At 30.5% G+C, this 19891-nt stretch carries 18 protein-coding genes; 17 read left to right on the top strand and 1 reads right to left on the bottom strand.

Going from position 1 to position 19891, the window contains the following annotated elements:
* Positions 1–4: 4 nt before the first annotated feature.
* Positions 5–1867 (bottom strand): ABC-F family ATP-binding cassette domain-containing protein, encoded by a 1863-nt coding sequence (locus BTO05_RS04685; RefSeq protein ID WP_087491547.1) that lies wholly within the window; start codon positions 1865–1867, stop codon positions 5–7.
* Between the two features lie 175 nt (positions 1868–2042).
* Between BTO05_RS04685 and BTO05_RS04680 the strand changes: the two genes are divergently transcribed.
* The 17 genes from BTO05_RS04680 to BTO05_RS04600 all read left to right on the top strand — a co-directional run bounded on the left by BTO05_RS04680 (position 2043) and on the right by BTO05_RS04600 (position 19882).
* Complete coding sequence (locus BTO05_RS04680; RefSeq protein WP_232459779.1) at positions 2043–2765, top strand: polysaccharide biosynthesis/export family protein; 723 nt, start codon at positions 2043–2045, stop codon at positions 2763–2765.
* A 3-nt stretch (positions 2766–2768) separates the two neighbouring features.
* Positions 2769–5243, top strand: a complete 2475-nt coding sequence (locus tag BTO05_RS04675; protein ID WP_087491545.1) for a GumC family protein — start codon at positions 2769–2771, stop codon at positions 5241–5243.
* Positions 5244–5339: 96 nt separating this feature from the next.
* Positions 5340–6203 (top strand): ABC transporter permease, encoded by an 864-nt coding sequence (locus tag BTO05_RS04670; RefSeq protein ID WP_232459778.1) that lies wholly within the window; start codon positions 5340–5342, stop codon positions 6201–6203.
* Between the two features lie 5 nt (positions 6204–6208).
* Positions 6209–7486, top strand: a complete 1278-nt coding sequence (locus tag BTO05_RS04665; protein WP_087491544.1) for an ABC transporter ATP-binding protein — start codon at positions 6209–6211, stop codon at positions 7484–7486.
* The gene (locus BTO05_RS14240; RefSeq protein ID WP_087491543.1) at positions 7465–8064 is read left to right on the top strand and encodes a CatB-related O-acetyltransferase; all 600 of its coding nucleotides are present in this window, start codon (positions 7465–7467) and stop codon (positions 8062–8064) included. The genes BTO05_RS04665 and BTO05_RS14240 overlap by 22 nt, the downstream gene beginning before the upstream one ends.
* Positions 8065–8880 carry a polysaccharide pyruvyl transferase family protein gene (locus BTO05_RS04655; protein WP_087491542.1) on the top strand — a complete coding sequence of 272 codons (816 nt, stop codon included), beginning with the start codon at positions 8065–8067 and terminating at the stop codon, positions 8878–8880.
* Positions 8877–9806: a glycosyltransferase family 2 protein gene (locus tag BTO05_RS04650; protein ID WP_087491541.1), complete on the top strand. Its 930-nt coding sequence runs from the start codon at positions 8877–8879 to the stop codon at positions 9804–9806. The genes BTO05_RS04655 and BTO05_RS04650 overlap by 4 nt, the downstream gene beginning before the upstream one ends.
* Before the next feature lie 29 nt (positions 9807–9835).
* Positions 9836–10672: a glycosyltransferase family A protein gene (locus BTO05_RS04645; RefSeq protein WP_087491540.1), complete on the top strand. Its 837-nt coding sequence runs from the start codon at positions 9836–9838 to the stop codon at positions 10670–10672.
* Positions 10665–11591, top strand: a complete 927-nt coding sequence (locus BTO05_RS04640; protein ID WP_087491539.1) for a glycosyltransferase family 2 protein — start codon at positions 10665–10667, stop codon at positions 11589–11591. The genes BTO05_RS04645 and BTO05_RS04640 overlap by 8 nt, the downstream gene beginning before the upstream one ends.
* Positions 11592–11604: 13 nt before the next feature.
* Positions 11605–12546 carry a class I SAM-dependent methyltransferase gene (locus BTO05_RS04635; RefSeq protein WP_087491538.1) on the top strand — a complete coding sequence of 314 codons (942 nt, stop codon included), beginning with the start codon at positions 11605–11607 and terminating at the stop codon, positions 12544–12546.
* A 9-nt stretch (positions 12547–12555) separates the two neighbouring features.
* Positions 12556–13461, top strand: coding sequence for a glycosyltransferase family 2 protein (locus tag BTO05_RS04630; RefSeq protein WP_087491537.1), 906 nt, complete (start codon positions 12556–12558; stop codon positions 13459–13461).
* Positions 13458–14216 (top strand): class I SAM-dependent methyltransferase, encoded by a 759-nt coding sequence (locus BTO05_RS04625; RefSeq protein WP_157662540.1) that lies wholly within the window; start codon positions 13458–13460, stop codon positions 14214–14216. Before BTO05_RS04630 ends, BTO05_RS04625 begins: the two co-directional genes overlap by 4 nt.
* 38 nt (positions 14217–14254) lie before the next feature.
* Positions 14255–15430: a glycosyltransferase family 4 protein gene (locus BTO05_RS04620; protein WP_087491535.1), complete on the top strand. Its 1176-nt coding sequence runs from the start codon at positions 14255–14257 to the stop codon at positions 15428–15430.
* A gap of 28 nt (positions 15431–15458) precedes the next feature.
* Positions 15459–16844: an asparagine synthase-related protein gene (locus BTO05_RS04615; RefSeq protein ID WP_087491534.1), complete on the top strand. Its 1386-nt coding sequence runs from the start codon at positions 15459–15461 to the stop codon at positions 16842–16844.
* Positions 16837–17928 carry a glycosyltransferase gene (locus BTO05_RS04610; protein WP_087491533.1) on the top strand — a complete coding sequence of 364 codons (1092 nt, stop codon included), beginning with the start codon at positions 16837–16839 and terminating at the stop codon, positions 17926–17928. Before BTO05_RS04615 ends, BTO05_RS04610 begins: the two co-directional genes overlap by 8 nt.
* Positions 17929–18945 (top strand): glycosyltransferase family 2 protein, encoded by a 1017-nt coding sequence (locus BTO05_RS04605; protein WP_087491532.1) that lies wholly within the window; start codon positions 17929–17931, stop codon positions 18943–18945. It abuts the gene before it with no gap.
* Complete coding sequence (locus BTO05_RS04600; protein ID WP_317041910.1) at positions 18932–19882, top strand: DUF6625 family protein; 951 nt, start codon at positions 18932–18934, stop codon at positions 19880–19882. Before BTO05_RS04605 ends, BTO05_RS04600 begins: the two co-directional genes overlap by 14 nt.
* Positions 19883–19891: the final 9 nt, after the last annotated feature.

Genomic DNA, 19891 nt, shown 5'->3' with positions numbered 1-19891 from the left:
TTTATTAACTCTCAAACTTCTCAGCTAATTCAAACCAACGTATTTCTTTTTCTTCAATAGTGTCTATTATAACTTGTAATTCTTCAGAAAGTTTAGCGATTTTTTCTTGGGATAAATCAGGATTTAAAAACTCAGCTTCTTTAGTTTTTTTATCCAATTCTAATGAGCGTATTTTTGATTCTAAGTTTTTATATTCCTTCTGCTCGTTGTAAGATAGTTTATTGGTCTGATTTTGCTTTACGACTGTAATACTTTCTGCTTTCTCAACTTTAGTCTCTTGTTTTGGCTGGCTGCTTTCATAAGCACGATAATCAGAATAGTTACCTGGGAAATCATCGACAACGCCTTCACCTTGAAAAACAAACAAATGATCTACAATTTTATCCATAAAATATCGGTCGTGAGATACAACAAGTAAGCAACCAGGGAAATCCATCAGAAAACTTTCTAATACATTCAACGTTACAATATCTAAGTCATTTGTCGGCTCATCAAGAATCAGAAAGTTTGGATTCTGAATTAAAACGGTACACAGGTATAAACGTTTTTGTTCGCCACCACTTAATTTTTCAACAAAATCGTATTGCTTTTTTCGGTCGAATAAAAAACGTTCTAATAATTGTTGAGCACTAATTTGTCGTCCTTTGGCTAAAGGAATGTAATCTCCATAATCCCTAACGACATCAATCACTTTTTGATTTGGTTTTGCTTTGATGCCACCTTGAGTGTAATAACCAAATTTTACAGTTTCTCCAATTACAATTTTTCCACCATCTGGTTGCATGGATTGTGTTAGCATATTCAGAAAAGTAGATTTTCCGGTACCATTTTTTCCGATAATACCAATACGTTCTCCTTTTTTGAAGTTGTAATCAAAACCATTCAAAATCACTTTGTCTTTAAATGATTTTGATACATTATGCATTTCTACAATTTTGCTGCCCAAACGTTCCATATTGATTTCGAGCTCAATGGTTTGGTCTTTTCGTCTCTGATGCGCTTTTGATTTTATTTCAAAAAAATCTTCAATACGACTTTTAGATTTTGTAGTTCTGGCTTTAGGTTGGCGACGCATCCAATCTAATTCTTTCTTAAATAACTGTTTGGCTTTACCGACTTCGGTTTGCTCGTTAGCAATGCGTTCTTCTTTTTTTTCTAAGTAATAAGAGTAATTGCCTTTGTAGGTATACATTTTACCATGGTCTAGTTCAACGATTTCGTTACAGACACGTTCTAAAAAATAACGGTCGTGTGTTACCATAAATAAGGTCTGCTGTGTTTTAGCAAAGTAATCCTCTAACCATTCTATCATTTCTAAATCAAGATGGTTTGTAGGCTCGTCTAATATTAAAATATCAGGTTTACTAATTAGTGCTTGTGCTAATGATAATCGCTTTTTTTGTCCACCAGAAAGCATACTAATTTTAGCCTTTAAATCATCTAACTTTAATTGAGACAATATTTGTTGAAACTGCGTCTCAAATTCCCAGGCATTATGTCTGTCCATGGCTTCAAAAGCATCTTGATAAGCTTCTGTATCTTCAGGATTTTGAAGTGCTTTCTCATAAGTTTCTATAACCTTAAGTATTGGTAAATCACTTGCAAAAATAGTTTCTTCGATAGTAAGATTTCCATCGAGATTGGGTTCTTGGTCTAAGAAAGCTAACCGTAAACCTTTACGTACTACAACTTGTCCAGAATCAGGTGTGTCCTTTCCGGATAAAATATTCAAGATTGATGATTTTCCACTACCATTTTTGGCAACAAAAGCAATCTTTTGGTCTTTATGGATACTAAATGAAATGTTACTAAACAATTCTAGCTCGCCATAAGATTTTGATATATTTTCAACGTTAAGATAATTCAAGTTGTATTGTTTTTTGCAAATATGAGAATTAATCCAAAAAGCAACTCAATAGTTTTGTTATTTCTAGCGTTAGATTATATTTGTGAGTAAACCTATTTTATATATGACTCGGTATTTGTTGGCTGTTATTTGCTTAGGCCTTTTTTTATGTACGTCCTGTGTACCTCAAAAGGATTTGATTTACCTTCAAGATAAAGGCAATTCTAACGATAGTATACCAAGTTTAGTAGAACAACAAAAACCTTATCGTGTACAGATTAATGATATCTTAAACATTAGAATCAAGGTATTAAATCAAGAAAACGCTACGATTTTTAATCCTACAGGAGAAGGTGTGTTAGAGGCAAGTTCACAGGAACGTGCATATTTTGATGGTTTTACTGTCGATTTGAGAGGTAAAATAAAAATACCGCAATTAGGTGATTTTGAAGTGCTTAATATGACACTTGAAGATATCGAGGTGCTTGTAAATCAACGTCTTTTAGAAAAGGAATTCAATGAGTTTGCACAAATATTTGTCACGGCAAAACTAGCTGGTTTACGTTACACGACTTTAGGAGAAATAAATTCAACGGGATCACAGGTCATATTTCAAGAACGTGCTACTATTTTAGAAGCTGTTGCTAATGCTGGTGATATTCCCATTGAAGGAAATCGTAAATCGGTACGTATACTTAGGCAATATCCACATGGTCAAGAAATACATCGTTTAGATTTAACGGACATTAATGTTATGAAATCGCCTTACTATTACATACAACCAAATGATGTTATTATTGTAGATCCCTTAGTGCAAAAATCATTGGGTACAGGTACAAATGGTTTGCAAACATTTACTGCAATCTTAGGCGTTGTAACAGTTATAACAAGTACAATTTTATTGATAGATAGACTATAGTTTATGGCAGGTTTTGAAGATGATTTTGGTTCTGAAGATTTAGTAAGTAAATTAAATTTTGATTTTAGGGGATTCTTATTTAAAATTTTAAAGAATTGGTTTTTTATTCTTATTTCAATTGGTATTGGAATCTGTATTGCCTACTATTTTAATGTAAGAAAGCAGAATATTTATAGATTGAACGCTTTAGTATCTGTAGAAACTGAACAAAATCCTTTTTTTACCTCAAACACTAGTATTTCCTTTAATTGGGGAGGAGTTACAGGTAAAACTGATAAGGTAATGACCACACTAGCGACTAGAAGGCATAATGAACTAGTTGTTGACTCACTTCAGTTTTACAAACAATATTTACAGCAAGGAGAATACCACTTGCTTGATATATATAAAAATTCTCCATTTGAGGTTAATATAGATAAGAAGCAATTTCAAATGTTAGGTAAACCAATTGAGATTAAATCTATTGATGATTATAATTTTGAGCTAGTTTATAATTTTCAAGAACTCACCTCAGTCAAAGGACAACGTTTTTCAGACCGAATAGTGAAAACTATTAAAGTATCACCAGGTGTATTCAAACAAAAATTCGCTTACGGTGAAACAGTATCTCTACCATTTTTTAATGGTGTAGTTACAAAAAGAGAAGGTAGAAATGCAGACACTTCTAAGCAATATTTTATTAATTTTTTAAATTTTGATGCATTAGTATCAGGATTTCAAAATAGTGTAAAAGTTAGTTTTTTTAAAGGAAGTTCTACTGTTTTAACCTTGGCTCAGTCTGGTTATAATAAATCTAAAATTGTTGATTATCTCAATGCTACAGTAGAAATTTTACGAGATACAGAATTGCGAACCAAAAATTTATATGCAACAAATACAATAGCTTTTATTGATAGTACTTTAGGTAATGTATCGAATACTATTAATGATGTAAATAAAGAATTGAATAAGTTTAGGTCTTCTAACAAAGTATTTAATGTACCTGATGATATCTCAAATACTTCAGAGCAGCTAAAACAGTATGAGGCTGATAGACAGTTTGAACGAACAAAAATCAACTACTTAAATAATCTTGAGAATTATTTACAGACTAAAACAGACTTATCAAAGATTGCTGCACCATCTTCGGTAGGTATTGACGAGTCTGGTTTGTTAAATAGCATAAGTAAATTGAATGCTTTAGCAACGCAACGTCAAAACCAAGAAAAAACTGCACGAGAAGGTTCAATACTTATACGCCGTTTAGATGCACAAATTGATACGGAAAAAGCCATAGCATTCGAACTCATCAGTGCAGCTAGGCGAGGAATTAACTTACAGTTAAGTTCTCTAAATGGTATGATTGGAGATTTAAGAGGTAAATTAAAAAAGTTACCTCAGGAGCAACAAGATTTTTTAAAAATACAGCGTAAATTAGATATTAGTCAAGAGGCTTATAATGTTTACCAAGCAAAAAAATCTGAAGCCGAAATAGTTAAAGCAGCTAATATATCTGACATTACAATGATTGATCCTGCCAAGGATGTTGGTAATGGTCCGATTGGTCCCAAGAAATCTTTAAATTATGCAACAGCATTTATGTTTGGGTTTATCTTACCTGTTTTAGTTATTCTTTTAATTTTTATTTTGGATCGTAATATTCACTCTGTGGATGATGTCGAGCAATTATCAAACATTCCAATCATTGGACTGGTTGGTAAGTATGCGTACAAAAATAATCTTGTAGCTTTTGAGAAGTCAAAGTCAGCCGTTGCAGAATCTTTTAGAGCTATACGCTCTAGTTTAAGATTTGTTTATGGTGACAATAAAAAGAGCCTTGCCAAAACAATGCTATTTACATCTTCTGTTAGTGGCGAAGGCAAAACGTTCTCATCAATTAATATAGCTACTGTTTTTGGATTGTCAGGCAAAAAAACAGTTTTGGTTGGTTTGGATTTAAGAAAACCAAAAATATTTGAAGATTTTGAGGTTAAGAACGACAAAGGTGCTGTAAATTATTTGATTAATGATAGTGACTTAGATGATATTACACATAAAACCCACATTCCAAATTTAGACTTAATTCTATCTGGCCCAATACCACCAAACCCTTCAGAATTATTAATTGGTGAGCGTATGGATACGTTTATAGGAGAGTTAAAAGAGAAATATGATATTGTTGTTTTAGATACGCCACCATTAGGTTTGGTGACTGATGCATTAGAACTAACTCAGTATGTAGATGCTACTATTTTTGTGGTACGATTAAACTACACAAAAAAAGGTATGTTGGCTTTGGTTAATTCTAAAGTGAAAAAAGGAGAACTAAAAAACGTTAACTTTTTGCTTAATTTTTATCGCCATAAAACAGGAAGTGCCTATGGTTATGGCAATGGCTATGGTTATGGCTATGGTTATGGAAGTTATGGAGATGCTTATCATGAAAAAGAAAATAAGCGTTGGTCAAAACGCATAAAGCGTTTTTTTAGAGGAAAATAATTATTTTACTATAACCTAATGTTTATATACTTTGGTGTATCTGCAGAGTGATATTAATTAAAATTGTACTTGCTAATCTAAAATTAAAAGTTGTCGTTGAAAACCAATCAAACTCATAAGTGGCTTTATACAATTTCTGCAAAACGAAAACTCATTGACTTTAATTTTAAGGAAATGTGGCAGTATCGTGATTTGTTGTTGCTTTTTGTAAAAAGAGACATAGTTACTGTATATAAGCAAACCATTTTAGGGCCATTATGGTATCTCATTCAGCCTTTATTTACGGCACTAACATTTACTTTAATTTTTAATAAAGTAGCAAATATTGGAACAGGAACTGTGCCTCCATTTTTATTCAACCTAGCAGGTGTAACTGTTTGGAACTATTTTAAAAATTGCCTTACAACAACGTCTAACACGTTTACGTCCAACGCTAATATTTTTAGTAAGGTTTATTTTCCGAGAATAATTTCTCCTATGTCTACGGTAATATCCAATTTATTTAAGTTTGGTATTCAGCTGCTTATTTTTATGGCATTTTATGTTTATTACTATTTTGCAGGTGCTTCTATAGCACTCCATAAAAGTGCATTTTTGTTTCCAGTTTTAATAATCTTTATGGCAATGCTAAGTTTAGGATTGGGTATGATAATTTCTTCTATGGTAACTAAATACCGCGACTTAAAATATTTACTCAATTTTGGAATTCAACTTTTAATGTATATTTCTGCGGTAATGTACCCGATAGCGTTAATGCGAGAAAAATTACCAAATTTTGCTTGGTTAGTTGAGTATAACCCAATAGCTTATTTTATTGAAGCAGCAAGATATATGCTTTTATCTTCTGGAGAAATATCGCTGCAAGGTCTTTTAATTTCGGGATTAGTAACATTATGTGTTTTATTCTTAGGAATAGTTATTTTTAATAAAACTGAAAAAACGTTTATTGATACCGTATAATTATTATGAGTAGCGAAATAATTTTGAAAGTCAGTAATTTAAGTAAACAGTATCGCTTAGGATTAGTTGGTGCGAGTACGCTTGTTGATGATTTAAAACGATTTTGGTATAGAGTTCGTGGTAAAGAAAATCCATTTCTGAAAATTGGTGACGATAATGATAGGTCTTCAAAAGGAAATAGCGATTATGTTTGGGCTTTAAAAGACATAAATTTTGAAGTCAATCGAGGCGAAGTATTAGGGATTATTGGTAAGAACGGTGCCGGAAAATCTACACTATTAAAAATATTATCTCGAGTTACGGCGCCAACAACTGGCAAAGTGCAGTTTAATGGTCGCATTGCCTCATTGTTGGAAGTAGGTACCGGTTTTCATCAGGAATTGACAGGTAGAGAAAATGTGTTTTTAAATGGCGCTATATTAGGAATGACCAAATCCGAAATTTCAGATAAACTAGATGAAATTATAGAATTTTCTGGATGTGAGCGATACATAGATACACCTGTAAAACGTTACAGTAGCGGAATGACAGTGCGGTTGGCTTTTGCTGTAGCTGCATTTTTAGAGCCAGATATTTTGGTCATTGATGAGGTTTTGGCTGTTGGTGATGCCGAGTTTCAGAAAAAGGCGGTTGGTAAAATGCAAGATATAAGCAGAGGTGAAGGTCGTACAGTGCTATTTGTAAGTCATAATATGGTGGCTATAGATAGTCTGTGTACTAGAGCATTATTAATTGAAAATGGAAATGTAGTTAAGAACGGAGATGTTAGTGAAGTTATTAAGCAATATTTAAAGTCAAATCAGCTTAATAGTCGAAATAATGGAAAGTTAACTTTAGATTTAAAGAAAAAAGATACTCACTTAAAAGAAGTCAACCTTTATAATTCGCAAAAAAAATTAACGGATCTATTCTACATGGGAGAAGCTATCCATTTTGAACTTTTCATAAGTAACGCGATTAAGTTAAATAATATTAAGGCAAGTATAATAATCAAAAATAGTAACGATATTAAGGTAAGTGCAATACGTTCTCATGAAATGCTTAACCATAGTTTAGAAGCTAAAAGTAATTTTATATTGAATGTTAAGATCGATGACTTTAATTTGATGCCAGGCGAGTATATATTAACTTTTGCTTTGGCTAATTCAAATGAAACAATTGAAATTATTGAGAATGCATTAAGTTTTGTTATACAAGAAAGTGACGTGTTTAAGACTGGAAAAATTCCCTTTGGAGGATATTTAACATACAATCATGCAAAATGGGAGTTAAAAGAACATTAAAAAAATATTTTAAAAAGTATCTGATTGGAGAAACTGTGGTAAAAAAGCCACCTTTTTTAATAAGTAATTCAGAGTTTTTATCGACTGGTATCGAAACTTATCACAATGGTGGTTTTATAATACGTGGCCAAGGAATTATAAAAATTGGTAACTATTGTGCTTTTGGTAGAAATATTACTTTAATAAAATCTAACCATAATTATAATTTTGCTTCAATCCAATATACATTTTATAGAAATAATTTTAAGGAATTACCCTATAAAATACAAGACCCAAACCATTTATCAATAACTATTGGACATGATGTGTGGATTGGAGATAATGTTACTATATTACCGGGAGTAAAAATAGGAAACGGTGCATGTATAGGTGCAGGAAGTGTAGTTTCCAAGGATGTTGAACATTATGCAATATACGCTGGAGTTCCAGCCAAAAAGATTAAAAACAGATTTAATGAAGAAACCATTTTATATCTAGAAAATTTAGAATGGTGGCATATGTCAAAATCCGAAATTGAAAAAAATAAATTATTATTCTTCACAGATTTAAATTTAAATCCTCTTAAATCAGAAGTATAAATGGGACATTTAAATTTATATTGGTGGTCAAAATCAAAACTCAGTTTAGATGAGCCTGAAAATTTTGGAGACTTATTATCAAAATATATAGTTCAAAAAATTTCTGGCAAAGAAGTAAAATGGTTTAACCCCAATAAAAAACGTTTAATCACGCCAAAACATTATTTAGCAATCGGTAGTATAATAACTGTGGCTACAGAAAAATCAATTGTTTGGGGAAGCGGAATTATTAGTAAAACAGACGAAGTCAAAAACGCAACATTTCTTGCTGTAAGAGGTCCGCAAACCAGACAATATCTTTTACAAAAGAATTATAGTGTGCCAGAAGTTTATGGTGATCCAGCAATTTTGTTGCCAAAATTGTATAATCCAAAATTAGAAAAGCGTTATGATGTAGGTATTATTCCACATTATGTTGATAACAAAATCTTCGAAAAAAATGAGTTTTTAAATAAAAATATAGGTCTGATAAACTTCTTAACAAATAATATTGAAAATACAGTTGATAAAATCGTTGAATGTGACAAAATTATATCATCATCTTTACATGGTGTAATTGTTGCTCATTCATATGGTATTCCTGCGTTATGGATAAAATTTTCAGATAACTTATATGGTGATGATATTAAGTTTTATGATTATTTTAATTCCGTTGGTTTAGATTATCCTGAGCCAATTATAATTTCTAAGTCAAAACTTAATAATACCGATATAAATACCTTTTTTGAGCACTACAGCGATATTGCTTTGCCAAAGCCAGAAGTCGTAAATGAGCTCTCTTCAGGTTTATTGAATGTTTGTCCTTTTGCAATATGAGTAATCTCAAGATTTTCAACATCTCTGTTATTATACCGGTTTACAATGGCGAAAAATACATTGAAAAAGCCATAGAATCTGCTTTTAGTCAAAAAGATGTAGTAGAGGTTGTTGTTGTTGAAGATGGTAGTACAGACAGTACTTTAGATTTGCTATATAAAATTCAAAAAAAAGAGCCAAGGTTGGTCGTTTTAAGACATCAGTATGGTGTTAATAAAGGTCGCTCTAAAAGTAGAAATCTTGGTATACAAAATGCTAAAAGTACTTACATAGCTTTTTTAGATGCAGATGATTTTTACTTACCACATCGCTTTGATATGGATAAGAAAATCTTTAATAATGACAATTCCGTAGATGGTGTTTATAATGCAATTGGCTCGCATTTTTATATAGATTGTAGTATTGAAGAAAAAGAAAAATTAAAACTACTTTCTGTATGGGAAGTTATTCCTCCAGAAAAATTATTTGAGTCAATGACACCAATTGGGCATAAAGGTTATTTTTCAGGAGATGGACTCACCGTACATCGTCGAGTTTTTGACAGTGTAGGTTTTTTTAATCCAAAATTGAGTGTTGCCGAGGATACAGAATTGTATCTTAAAATGGCTTTACAATGTAAATTAATTGGAGGAGTAATTGATACGCCAGTTGCTTTGCGTGGCGTGCATGATACTAATGTTTTTAGAGGTAATGAGGCATTATATATCAAAAACAGAAAATTAATGTATGAGTCTCTTTTAAATTGGTCTTTTAAAAAAAATATTAACGATTACAGATTTTTTAAACTTTGGACTTGTTTATGGAGAAACAGAAAATCTCTGAAAAAAAGCTATATTTCTGATATGTTTTATTGGATAAGTTTAGTCTCCAAATATCCTAAATTACTGAAATTTAAAAAATACTATAATCCTTTAAAATTTAAATAGCCCTTAATGAGATTAAGGTTTGATTTATAATGAAAAGTCTACTGAGAAACATATCTAAAAAACTAGGTGCTTATAGTACATTAAGTCAGCTTCAGTTGGTTTTTAAATTTGCTTATAATCAATTGGTAAATCGTTATTTTAATAGACTTGCAATAGCACAAGAGAAAAATGTTTTATCAATACCAATTATAATTATCAGTTTTAATCAACTTACTTATTTAAAACAACTCATTGATTATTTACTTTCCTCTGGTTTTAGAAATATTATAATTATTGACAACAATTCTACTTACAAGCCCTTATTAGATTATTTTAATGAAATCAAATCTGTTGTAGCGATTAAAAGATTGAAAAAAAATTACGGTCATAAGGTATTTTGGGAAGTTCCTGAAGTTTACAAAAAGTACGCTGGCGGTTATTACGTAGTTACAGACCCAGATATTTTGCCACTTCATGAAAATGCTGAAAATTTTATGAATCTATTTATAAAAATATTAAATACAAACAGTAAAGCTACCAAAGTAGGTTTAAGCCTTAAAATTGATGATATTCCTAACACAAATAAAAATAAATTAAAAATTATTGAATGGGAAACACAATGGTGGCTCAAACCCTTATCTGCAGAGCTTTACGAAGCCAACATAGATACTACATTTGCAATGTACAGACCAAAATATCATGCAAAAGATGGTAGGTTTTTAAGCGGCATAAGAACTGCCTCTCCTTATATAGCAAAACACCTAAGTTGGTATATAGATACCGATAATCTATCCAAAGAGACTCAATTTTTTATGAATAGTTGCAATGCCTCAAGTTCGTGGCGACTATCTACTGACGGAACATTAAAAGACAAACGTTATGACTAAGGTGTTTACGATAGTTGTAACATATAATGCTATGCCGTGGATTGACAAATGCTTGCAAAGTATATTAAAGTCAACCCAACAGTCAGACATTATTATAATAGATAATAATAGTAAAGACAATACATTGACGTATATAGCAACACACTTTCCTCAATGTATCGTCTTATCTCAAAATAAAAACCTTGGATTTGGTCAAGCTAATAATCTAGGCATAAAAAAAGCGCTTGAATTGAGAACTGATTTTGTTTTTTTACTTAATCAGGATGCGTATTTAGAGAAGAATACGCTAAAAAATCTAGTCCAATTAGCTACTGAGAATAAGGATTATGGTATTATTAGCCCAGTTCATTTAAATGGAGAAGGTTTAAAATTAGATCATTGGTTTTCGGTATTTATAAAAGCAAACCGAGAGCTAGAGGCTACTATTTTAGATAATAATAAGTTGTCAAAAATCTTCGACCTACCATTTGTTAATGCGGCAGCATGGTTAATTCCAAATCAAACATTACAGAAAATTGGTGGTTTTGACCCTATTTTTTTTCATTATAGAGAAGATGATAATTATTGCCAACGCTTGAAATACCATGGATTAAAAATAGGTGTAGTAACAAATAATTACATTCGGCATGATAGAGAAAACCGAAGTAAAAAGAACGTAAAACCTTTTTCAAAATCATATTTTGATAGCTTTGAGAAAAATCTAAAAATGAAATATGCAGATTTAAATCTAACAGTAAGCAAATCTGATATTAATTACGAGAGAAATAAATATTTTAAACGCGCTATCAAAGCGTTTATTAAATTTGAAATAGCTACATTTAATGGCTATTTAAAGCAGAGATATCTAATTAAGGAAATATTTAAAGAGATACAAAAAAGCAGAGAAATAAATGCTCTAATAGGACCAAATTATCTGTAATTTCATCACCGTTATGGCAAGTAAGTATATTGTAAAAAGAGAAATTTGTCCAGCTTGTCATACCAATGACTCTAAGGTAATTTACAGTTTGCCTTACGAAGATGTTGTTTTGAAAGAATACCTAACTAACTTTTACACGTCTCAAGGTGGTGAGATAGATTTAAATTATTTAAAAGACCAAAATTTTAATCTTTTAAACTGTAATACATGTGATTTGGTTTATCAGGAATATATTCCAAATGACGAATTAATGTTTACGCTTTATAATCATTGGATAAATCCAGAAAAGACACTCGAAAGAACCGAAAATTTTGGATTCTCATATTTTAATCAAATTGCTACTGAAGTTATAAGCATCTTAAGACACTTCAATAAAAAGCCCAAAGCCTTAGATATTTTGGATTTTGGAATGGGTTGGGGCAAATGGATACAGATGGTTAAAGCCATGGGCGCAAACGCATATGGCCTAGAATTATCGGATAAGAAAATTGAGTTGGCAAAAGCAAATGGAATTAAACTTATAGCCTGGGATGATTTGTATAACTCAAAATTTGACTATATCCATACAGAACAAGTTTTTGAACATATTCCAAATCCATTGACTGATTTAAAACTATTAGTTAATGCACTTAAAAAAGATGGTATTATAAAAATAAGTGTACCAAATGGAGGTGATATAAAATCAAGACTTGCAAAAAATGACTGGCAAGCGCCAAAAGGAAGTATAAACTCTCTAAACTCTGTAGCACCGTTAGAGCATATCAATTGTTTTTCTTCGGCAAGTATCATCAAAATGGCAGCTTTATGTAAGTTGAGACCTGTTGAATTGCCATTATACCACACACACCAAAACTCATTAAAAAATGCTAGCATAAAAACTTTAAAGTCTATTTATAATAGAGTTATGAAACCTAGTCATGATCATACAGCGTTGTATTTTGTAAAATCTCATTAATTTGATACGATGAAACAACCCTTGGTCTCAATCATAATTCCAGTATTTAATAGAGTAGATTTAATAAACGATACTCTTAATTCTGTATTGAACCAGACTTACACAAATTGGGAATGCTTGATGATTGATGATGGGTCTAGTGATGGTACAAAATCTATACTAAAAGAATATCAATCAAAAGATAGTAGATTTACTTTTATAGAAAGACCAATTGATATAACCAAAGGCGCAAATCCGTGCCGTAATTTGGGGATAACTAATAGTAAAGGTGACTACGTTCAGTTTTTAGATTCTGATGATTATATGGATTCTGAAAAATTAAGATTGCAAGTAAATATTTTAAATCAGTCTAGTAATACTACTGTGGCAATTTGTGATTGGGATAGGTTTCATTCTGATGTTTCAGAAGCGAATTTTAAAAAACTTTTGCCCTATGCTAAAAATTTTTCGTCAGCAAAACTATATTTAAATGCACTTGGTAAAAAATGGATTCCGCCATTATGTTATTTGGTTCCAAGACGATTAATTGATATGGCAGGTTTTTGGGATGAATCGATAATTATCAACCAAGATGCCGAATATTTTGTTAGGGTTTTACTTAACTGTACAGAAGTTAAGTTTGTTAAGGATGCAAGAGTATTATATAGACATCACACGAAAGGAAATGTAAGTTCTGAAACAGCAAAAAAAGTACAAGCAAAGATTGATTCGTTTAAGTTGATGCAAGACCATTTAAAATCAATATATATCGACGAACCTAATCTTTACATTGAAGGTAGTAAGGATATGTACTATAGACGAATTAAAAGACGTTTCCCAGAAATTATAAAAAACAATCGTTATTTTTTTAAATCTCAAATAAAATCTCATGGGTTCATTGCTAAAGTAAAACGAAAATTAAAAACATTATTTTGAAAGACTCTTTACTTACCACAAAAGAATACTGGGAAAAGTACTATGCAAAAGGTTACGCCAATAAGGAGAAAATTATTTATGTCTGTAAACCTTACGAAAAGTACTGGAATATATTATTAAGTGATATTGAACCAGAAAAAAACCTTATTGAGATTGGTGGGTATCCAGGCCGGTTTTTGGCTTATTTATCATGGAGATATAAGATTCACACAACCTGTCTAGATTATAATTCTGATACCGAGCAGATAAAAGGTTGCTATAATGTTATGGGAATTAACGAATATGAAATTTTAAAAAAAGATTTCACAACATATATACCCCAAAAAAAATACGATTATGTAACATCAAATGGATTTGTTGAGCATTTTGAGAATTATGATAAAATCCTAGATTTACACATGCAATATTTAAAACCCAATGGTAGTATGCTTATTATGTTACCAAATATGCGAGGTTACATAAAATGGTACAAATACGTTAATGATTACAATAATTTGAAGACGCATAACCTAAAAATTATGTCCTTAAAGGTTTTTAAAAAGTTTGCAGAGCGAAATAATTTGAAAATAAAACATCTCTCTTATTTTGGGACATTTCCTTACAATGTACATCAAAAGCATAATTTTTTTCAAAAAGTTATTTATAAATTACATCGGCTAGCTTTTAAGTTTTTTTTTGATAAATATGTAGAGCGCTATCCTTCAAAATGGTTTTCATCAAGTATCATGTGTGTTTTAGAGAAACAAGAATATTAATTATCTAATAGCTTAAATTAAAGCCAAAAAAGTCTAGGGTGAAAGTAGCAATATATTCAGGAGCAATACCAAGTACAACGTTTATAGAAAACCTAATAAAAGGTATTTCTAAAAATAATACAGTTTATTTATTTGGTACCAAAAATGGAGAATACAATAATATAAACCAGAATACTAAGATAGTATATAACTACAAGTCTAAAATTGGTAAACTTACTGTAACAGCTTTCAGATTATTGTTAGTACTACTTAAGTATCCTAATAGAATAAAGGTGATATTTAAAGAGCATAATAAATATGAGTCTAGGTATTCAAAATTTATTTTTGTTTCAAAAGCTGCTGGTGTAATGCTTCATTTACCAGATGTTTTCCATATACAATGGGCAAAAGATTTAGAAAAATGGCTATTTTTAAAAGAGCAGTTAGATGTGAAAATCGTTCTTAGTTTATTAGGTTCTCATATTAATTACTCACCAATTAAGGACAAAGTTTTAGCACAATCCTACAGAGATAATTTTCCGAAAGTAGATAAATTTCATGCTGTGTCACATGCAATTTCCCAAGAAGCTATTAAATATGGAGCTTTAGAGAGCAAAACTCAAGTGATTCATTCTATATTGTCAGAAGAATTATTCGTCAAGACAAGTAATTCTGGTATTAAATCAAAAAAAATAAAAATACTATCAGTTGGTCGATATCATTGGATAAAAGGATATCGATATGCCTTAGATGCTATAAAAATTCTTAAGGATAATAACATTTTAGTTGATTATACTATTGTTGCTATGCATAGTAATAATGAAGAATTATTGTTTCAAATCAATCAGTTAAATCTTCAAGACAGTGTAACAATTATTAACGGTCTTTCTCAGCAAGATGTATTTAGCCTAATGGCAACATCAAATTTGCTTCTTTTACCAAGTCTAAATGAAGGTATTGCTAATGTGGTTTTAGAAGCCATGGCGATGTCTTTACCAGTAATTTCATCAGACTGTGGCGGTATGTCAGAAGTTGTAAAACATAGGGAAACAGGTTGGTTAGTTCCAATTCGTAACCCAAAAGCCATCGCAGATGCTGTAATAGACTATTCACAAACTTCAAATAAAGAATTAAGTAATATTGTAAAAAATGCAAATGAACTTATAAAGTCTGAGTTTAATACTAAAGAAAATATTGCCCAGTTTATTAATTTGTATAAGTCAGTCATGAACTAAAAATCATATATTAGTCTGAGTAAACGTTATGCAAATCAAATCTCCAATTATACCAATACATCAAATCGAAGTTAATACTGGTGGTGATTCAGAACTTGATTATAAAGCAATATGCATATTTGCGGCAATAGGATTTTTTTTAGAAGATGACACCTATTTTACAAACAGAAAAGTACTACGGCCAGCAACAGAAAACACTTTATTAGAAGAGAACAAACTTCAAAAATCAGAAAGCTACTTTAATTGGCATTATACACCTAGAAACATTACATTTTCTCAAGCACTTGATGAGTTTGCAACACTTTTTGAAACTATTGTTAAAGAACAAACAGATGGTAAAAAAGTTATCTTACCATTGTCTGGCGGATTAGACAGTAGGAGTCAGGCTGCAGCATTAAAACATTTAAATGCAGATGTGTCTTCTTATAGTTACGAGTTTATCAACGGATATGCAGAAACAAAATTGGCAAAAAAAATTGCTGAGGTTTGTAATTTTAATTTTGAAGCTTTTGAAATAAAGAAAGGTTATTTATGGGATAAAATAAACGATTTAGCACAAATAAATAAGTGCTATTCTGATTTTACAAGCTCAAGACAAATGGCCGTTATTGAACAGTTTTCTAAAATGGGAGATGTTTTTTCGCTTGGTCATTGGGGTGACGTCTTATTTGATAATTATAACTTAGATAACTTATCTCATAAAGAACAAGTTCAACTTTTAACTAAAAAACTACTAAAACGGGGCGGTTTAGATTTTGCCGAACAGTTATGGCAATCATGGCATCTAAAAGGGGATTTTAAGTTGTATTTGCATTTTAGATTGTCAGAAAGCCTAAACAAAATAGACATTGAAAATACCAATGCGAGATTACGTGCTTTTAAATCTAAATATTGGGCACCACGATGGACATCAGTTAATCTTTCTGTTTTTAAGGAAGCTAAACCCATAACATTACCATATTATGATGATAGAATGTGCGAATTTATATGTACAATTCCAGAAGACTATTTAGCAGGTCGTAAAATTCAGATAGAATATATAAAACAACGAAATCCAGAATTAGCAAATGTCATTTGGCAAGATAAGCGACCTTATAATCTCTTTAATTACAATAATAAAAACCATATTAAAACATGGTCATATAAAATAAATAATAAAATCACTCGCAGTTTTAAATCTGTACTAGGAAAACAGTATGTCCAACGTAATTGGGAACTTCAATTTTTGGGAGAAGAAAACAAAAAAAAATTATTAAATACGATTAATGAATCTTCATTATCAAATCTAATTCCAAAACCACTCATTCAAAAATATCTAAAAGCCTTTTATAATGAAGATGCTTTAAACAATGCACATGCATTAAATATGCTGTTAGTTTTAGCCAAATTTAACCAAAACTCAAATTTTGAATAAACGAATAAAAATAGTATTCACAATTCCTAATTTTGACACAGCAGGTAGCGGAAGAGTAGTTTATGATTTGGTAAAACACATAGACACTTCAAAGTTCGAACCACATGTGTGTTGCAACCATGATCGCGGTAGTTTTTTTAAAGAAGTAGAAGCCTTAAACGTTCCAATTCATATTTTTACAGTAGCCGAAAACTACAAACCCCTAATTACTTTACCGCAACGTATTTTAAAAATAAAAAACTTTTTTAAAAAGCATAATTTTGATGTGATTCATTCATGGCATTGGAGTTCTGATTTTACAGAACCAGTGGCGGCAAAGTTGGCTGGTATTCCTTTTATATATACAAAAAAAGCTATGGGTTGGGGTAATAAATCTTGGCGTTGGCGTACAAAATTAAGCACCAAAGTAGTAGCTATTAATCAAGATATGCTTTCAGAGTTTTTTAAACCTTATTTAGATAAAGTTATTTACATGCCTCTAGGTGTAGCTACTAGCTATTTTAAACCTTTACAGCTTAATAATGAATTAAAAACTGAATTGGGTATACAACCATCGGACTTTGTTATAATTTCTGTTGCAAATTTAGTCAGAGTAAAAGGAATTGAACGCTTGTTAGAGGCTGTTATAAACATAAAAAACCGTAATATTATACTACTTATAATAGGAAGCGACACTAATGACTACGCAAAAAACTTAAAGTCACTATACAAAGCTAATAATATTCGTTTTTTAGGAGCACAACAGGATGTTAGACCGTATCTAAATATGGCAGATTTATTTGTTATACCAACATTAAAAAAAGGCGAAGGTTTTCCTATAGCTCTAGTTGAAGCTATGTCGTCTCAGTGTTTGGTAATAGGGTCAAACGTTTCTGGAATAAAAGATATATTAAGACCATTTAATAAGTTTATTTTTGAAGGAGATACAAAAAGTTTAAAAGAAAAAATTGAGCAAGTATTAAATTTAGACGAAAGTAATCATCAGGAAGTAGCAACATTAATGCGTCAACATATTGTTCAAAATTATAGCATTGGTGTGTTTATTAAAAATCATGAAAATTTATATGCTTCAATGCTTAAATAAATGATAAAAGACCAAGGAAATATTAATAAGTGTTCAGTTATCATACCTGTATTTAATGGCGAAAGCTATATAAAACCTGCGTATAACGAGATTATTAGGCAAGAGATCAAATTACCTTTTGAATTAATTTTTGTAGACAACAATTCTACAGATAATTCTAAATCTGAAATCAAAGATATTATTGCACAAGACAATAGAGTTCATCTATTTAGAGCAAAAACTCAAGGTGCTGGTGCTGCTAGAAATAAAGGCATAGAAGAAGCTACAGGTAATTTTATTTATTTTTTTGATGTCGATGATAGACTTTTTCCAGATGCAATTAATGTGTTGATAGAAATATTGGTTAAATATCCAAATTTGGATAGTGTTTTTGGGGATTTAACGCGAGATATATATCAATTAGAAAATTTCATAACAAAAGGAGATATATATAACCCAAAGCAAATTCAAAAGCCCAAACAAGGACTACTTTGGTTTACACACTTCTCAAAATTAGTTGGTCCACCTGCTTTTTTACACAGAAAAAAAGTTTTTGATGATATTGGATTTTTTCCAGAAGAAATTTTAATTGGAGAAGATGCCGCTTTTCATATAAGGTTAGGTTTGTTTAAAAATATCGGTTACGTCAATCGTTTAGTTTATTTCTATAACAGACATCCCGATTCTACTGTGTCCCGAATTCACAATAAGCAGGATTATTTATACACCTATTGGGAACAATATGTTAAGCACTATATACCTTATTATCAAAATCATGAGAGGCTAGAAATATTTAAAACTATATTAAAAAGAAAGGTATTTGCATCGTTTGTAAAAATGATAAAAAGAAAACAAGGTTTTAAAAGCAGACAACAACTTAATACTAGATTAAAAGCTGAAATATCACCATTAAATATACCTATTTGGCTTCAGTTTCTTATTTCAATATTGGTCCTATCTGCTAGTGATTTTGTGCTTAAAATCGCTTTGAAATTAATCGTTAAATCTTATAAGACAAATTTTAGTGTTGTCAAGTAGAAAGAAAATAACATTTATAATCCCATATTTTGGTAAAAATTTCCCAAAGTATTTTCCCCTATTTCTAAATTCGGTAAAATACAATCCAGACTATGATTTTCTCTGTTTTACCAATATCGTTTACAAAAAAACTGTGCCCAGTAACTTTAAAATTATACCATTTAGTTTAAGGGAATTAACCACTCTAATTAAGGAGAAAATTGGTATAAATACTGAGTTCGATAATGCTTATAAACTTTGTGACTTAAAACCTTGTTATGGATATATTTTTCAAGATTATATTAAAGAGGTTGACTTTTGGGGACATATAGATATTGATTTGGTACTTGGGAATTTAAACCATTTTTTATATGATGACCCAACACTTGAAAACTATGAGGTTTTATCTTTCCGACAAGAATGGCTTTCTGGTTCATTTGCATTGTATAAAAATGTAGAAGTTGTAAACTCTTTATTTAAAAAGTCTAAGGATTGGAAAAGAGTTTTTGAAACACCAACTTACCTTGGGTTTGATGAATGTTCTAGAGCAAATATAAAAGGATTTTCAATTTTTGGAGCTTTGATGAAAGGTGAAGATTTATTAAGTATACCTACTGAGATTGAAAGTTTTACTAAAGTGCTTCTTAAATCTAATTTGTATGTACATTTTAAAACCCTAATAAAAGAGTCGATAGATTATGGGATGCTAATTAAATATGAGAAAGGAACAATAGAAGTATTTAAATCAGGAAAATCAAATTTAACTAATAAAGAGAGGTTTTTACATTATCATTACATTTCAGAAAAACGAAGCAAATTTTTTAAGTATCCCAATTGGGACATTAGTTCTGATAAATTTTATATTTCTAAATATGGATTTCATAAGAATATAACCCATTACTATTTGAGAGTTTTAAGTGTAAAGCTAGATTTGGTAATAAAAAAACTATTTAAATAAAGAAACTTT

This window comes from Winogradskyella sp. PC-19, from assembly GCF_002163855.1.
Taxonomy (GTDB): domain Bacteria; phylum Bacteroidota; class Bacteroidia; order Flavobacteriales; family Flavobacteriaceae; genus Winogradskyella.
The sequence above is the reverse complement of the archived record's forward strand: the minus strand, read 5'-3'. Positions and strand labels throughout refer to the sequence as shown.

What these genes read in the sequence shown, in the direction of transcription:
- BTO05_RS04615 (WP_087491534.1), top strand. Translation starts at nt 15,459, where the DNA reads ATGCAAATCAAATCTCCAATTATACCAATACATCAAATCGAAGTTAAT.
- BTO05_RS04645 (WP_087491540.1), top strand. Translation starts at nt 9,836, where the DNA reads ATGAAAAGTCTACTGAGAAACATATCTAAAAAACTAGGTGCTTATAGT.
- BTO05_RS04655 (WP_087491542.1), top strand. Translation starts at nt 8,065, where the DNA reads ATGGGACATTTAAATTTATATTGGTGGTCAAAATCAAAACTCAGTTTA.
- BTO05_RS04640 (WP_087491539.1), top strand. Translation starts at nt 10,665, where the DNA reads ATGACTAAGGTGTTTACGATAGTTGTAACATATAATGCTATGCCGTGG.
- BTO05_RS04675 (WP_087491545.1), top strand. Translation starts at nt 2,769, where the DNA reads ATGGCAGGTTTTGAAGATGATTTTGGTTCTGAAGATTTAGTAAGTAAA.
- BTO05_RS04635 (WP_087491538.1), top strand. Translation starts at nt 11,605, where the DNA reads ATGGCAAGTAAGTATATTGTAAAAAGAGAAATTTGTCCAGCTTGTCAT.
- BTO05_RS14240 (WP_087491543.1), top strand. Translation starts at nt 7,465, where the DNA reads ATGGGAGTTAAAAGAACATTAAAAAAATATTTTAAAAAGTATCTGATT.
- BTO05_RS04665 (WP_087491544.1), top strand. Translation starts at nt 6,209, where the DNA reads ATGAGTAGCGAAATAATTTTGAAAGTCAGTAATTTAAGTAAACAGTAT.
- BTO05_RS04630 (WP_087491537.1), top strand. Translation starts at nt 12,556, where the DNA reads ATGAAACAACCCTTGGTCTCAATCATAATTCCAGTATTTAATAGAGTA.
- BTO05_RS04605 (WP_087491532.1), top strand. Translation starts at nt 17,929, where the DNA reads ATGATAAAAGACCAAGGAAATATTAATAAGTGTTCAGTTATCATACCT.
- BTO05_RS04650 (WP_087491541.1), top strand. Translation starts at nt 8,877, where the DNA reads ATGAGTAATCTCAAGATTTTCAACATCTCTGTTATTATACCGGTTTAC.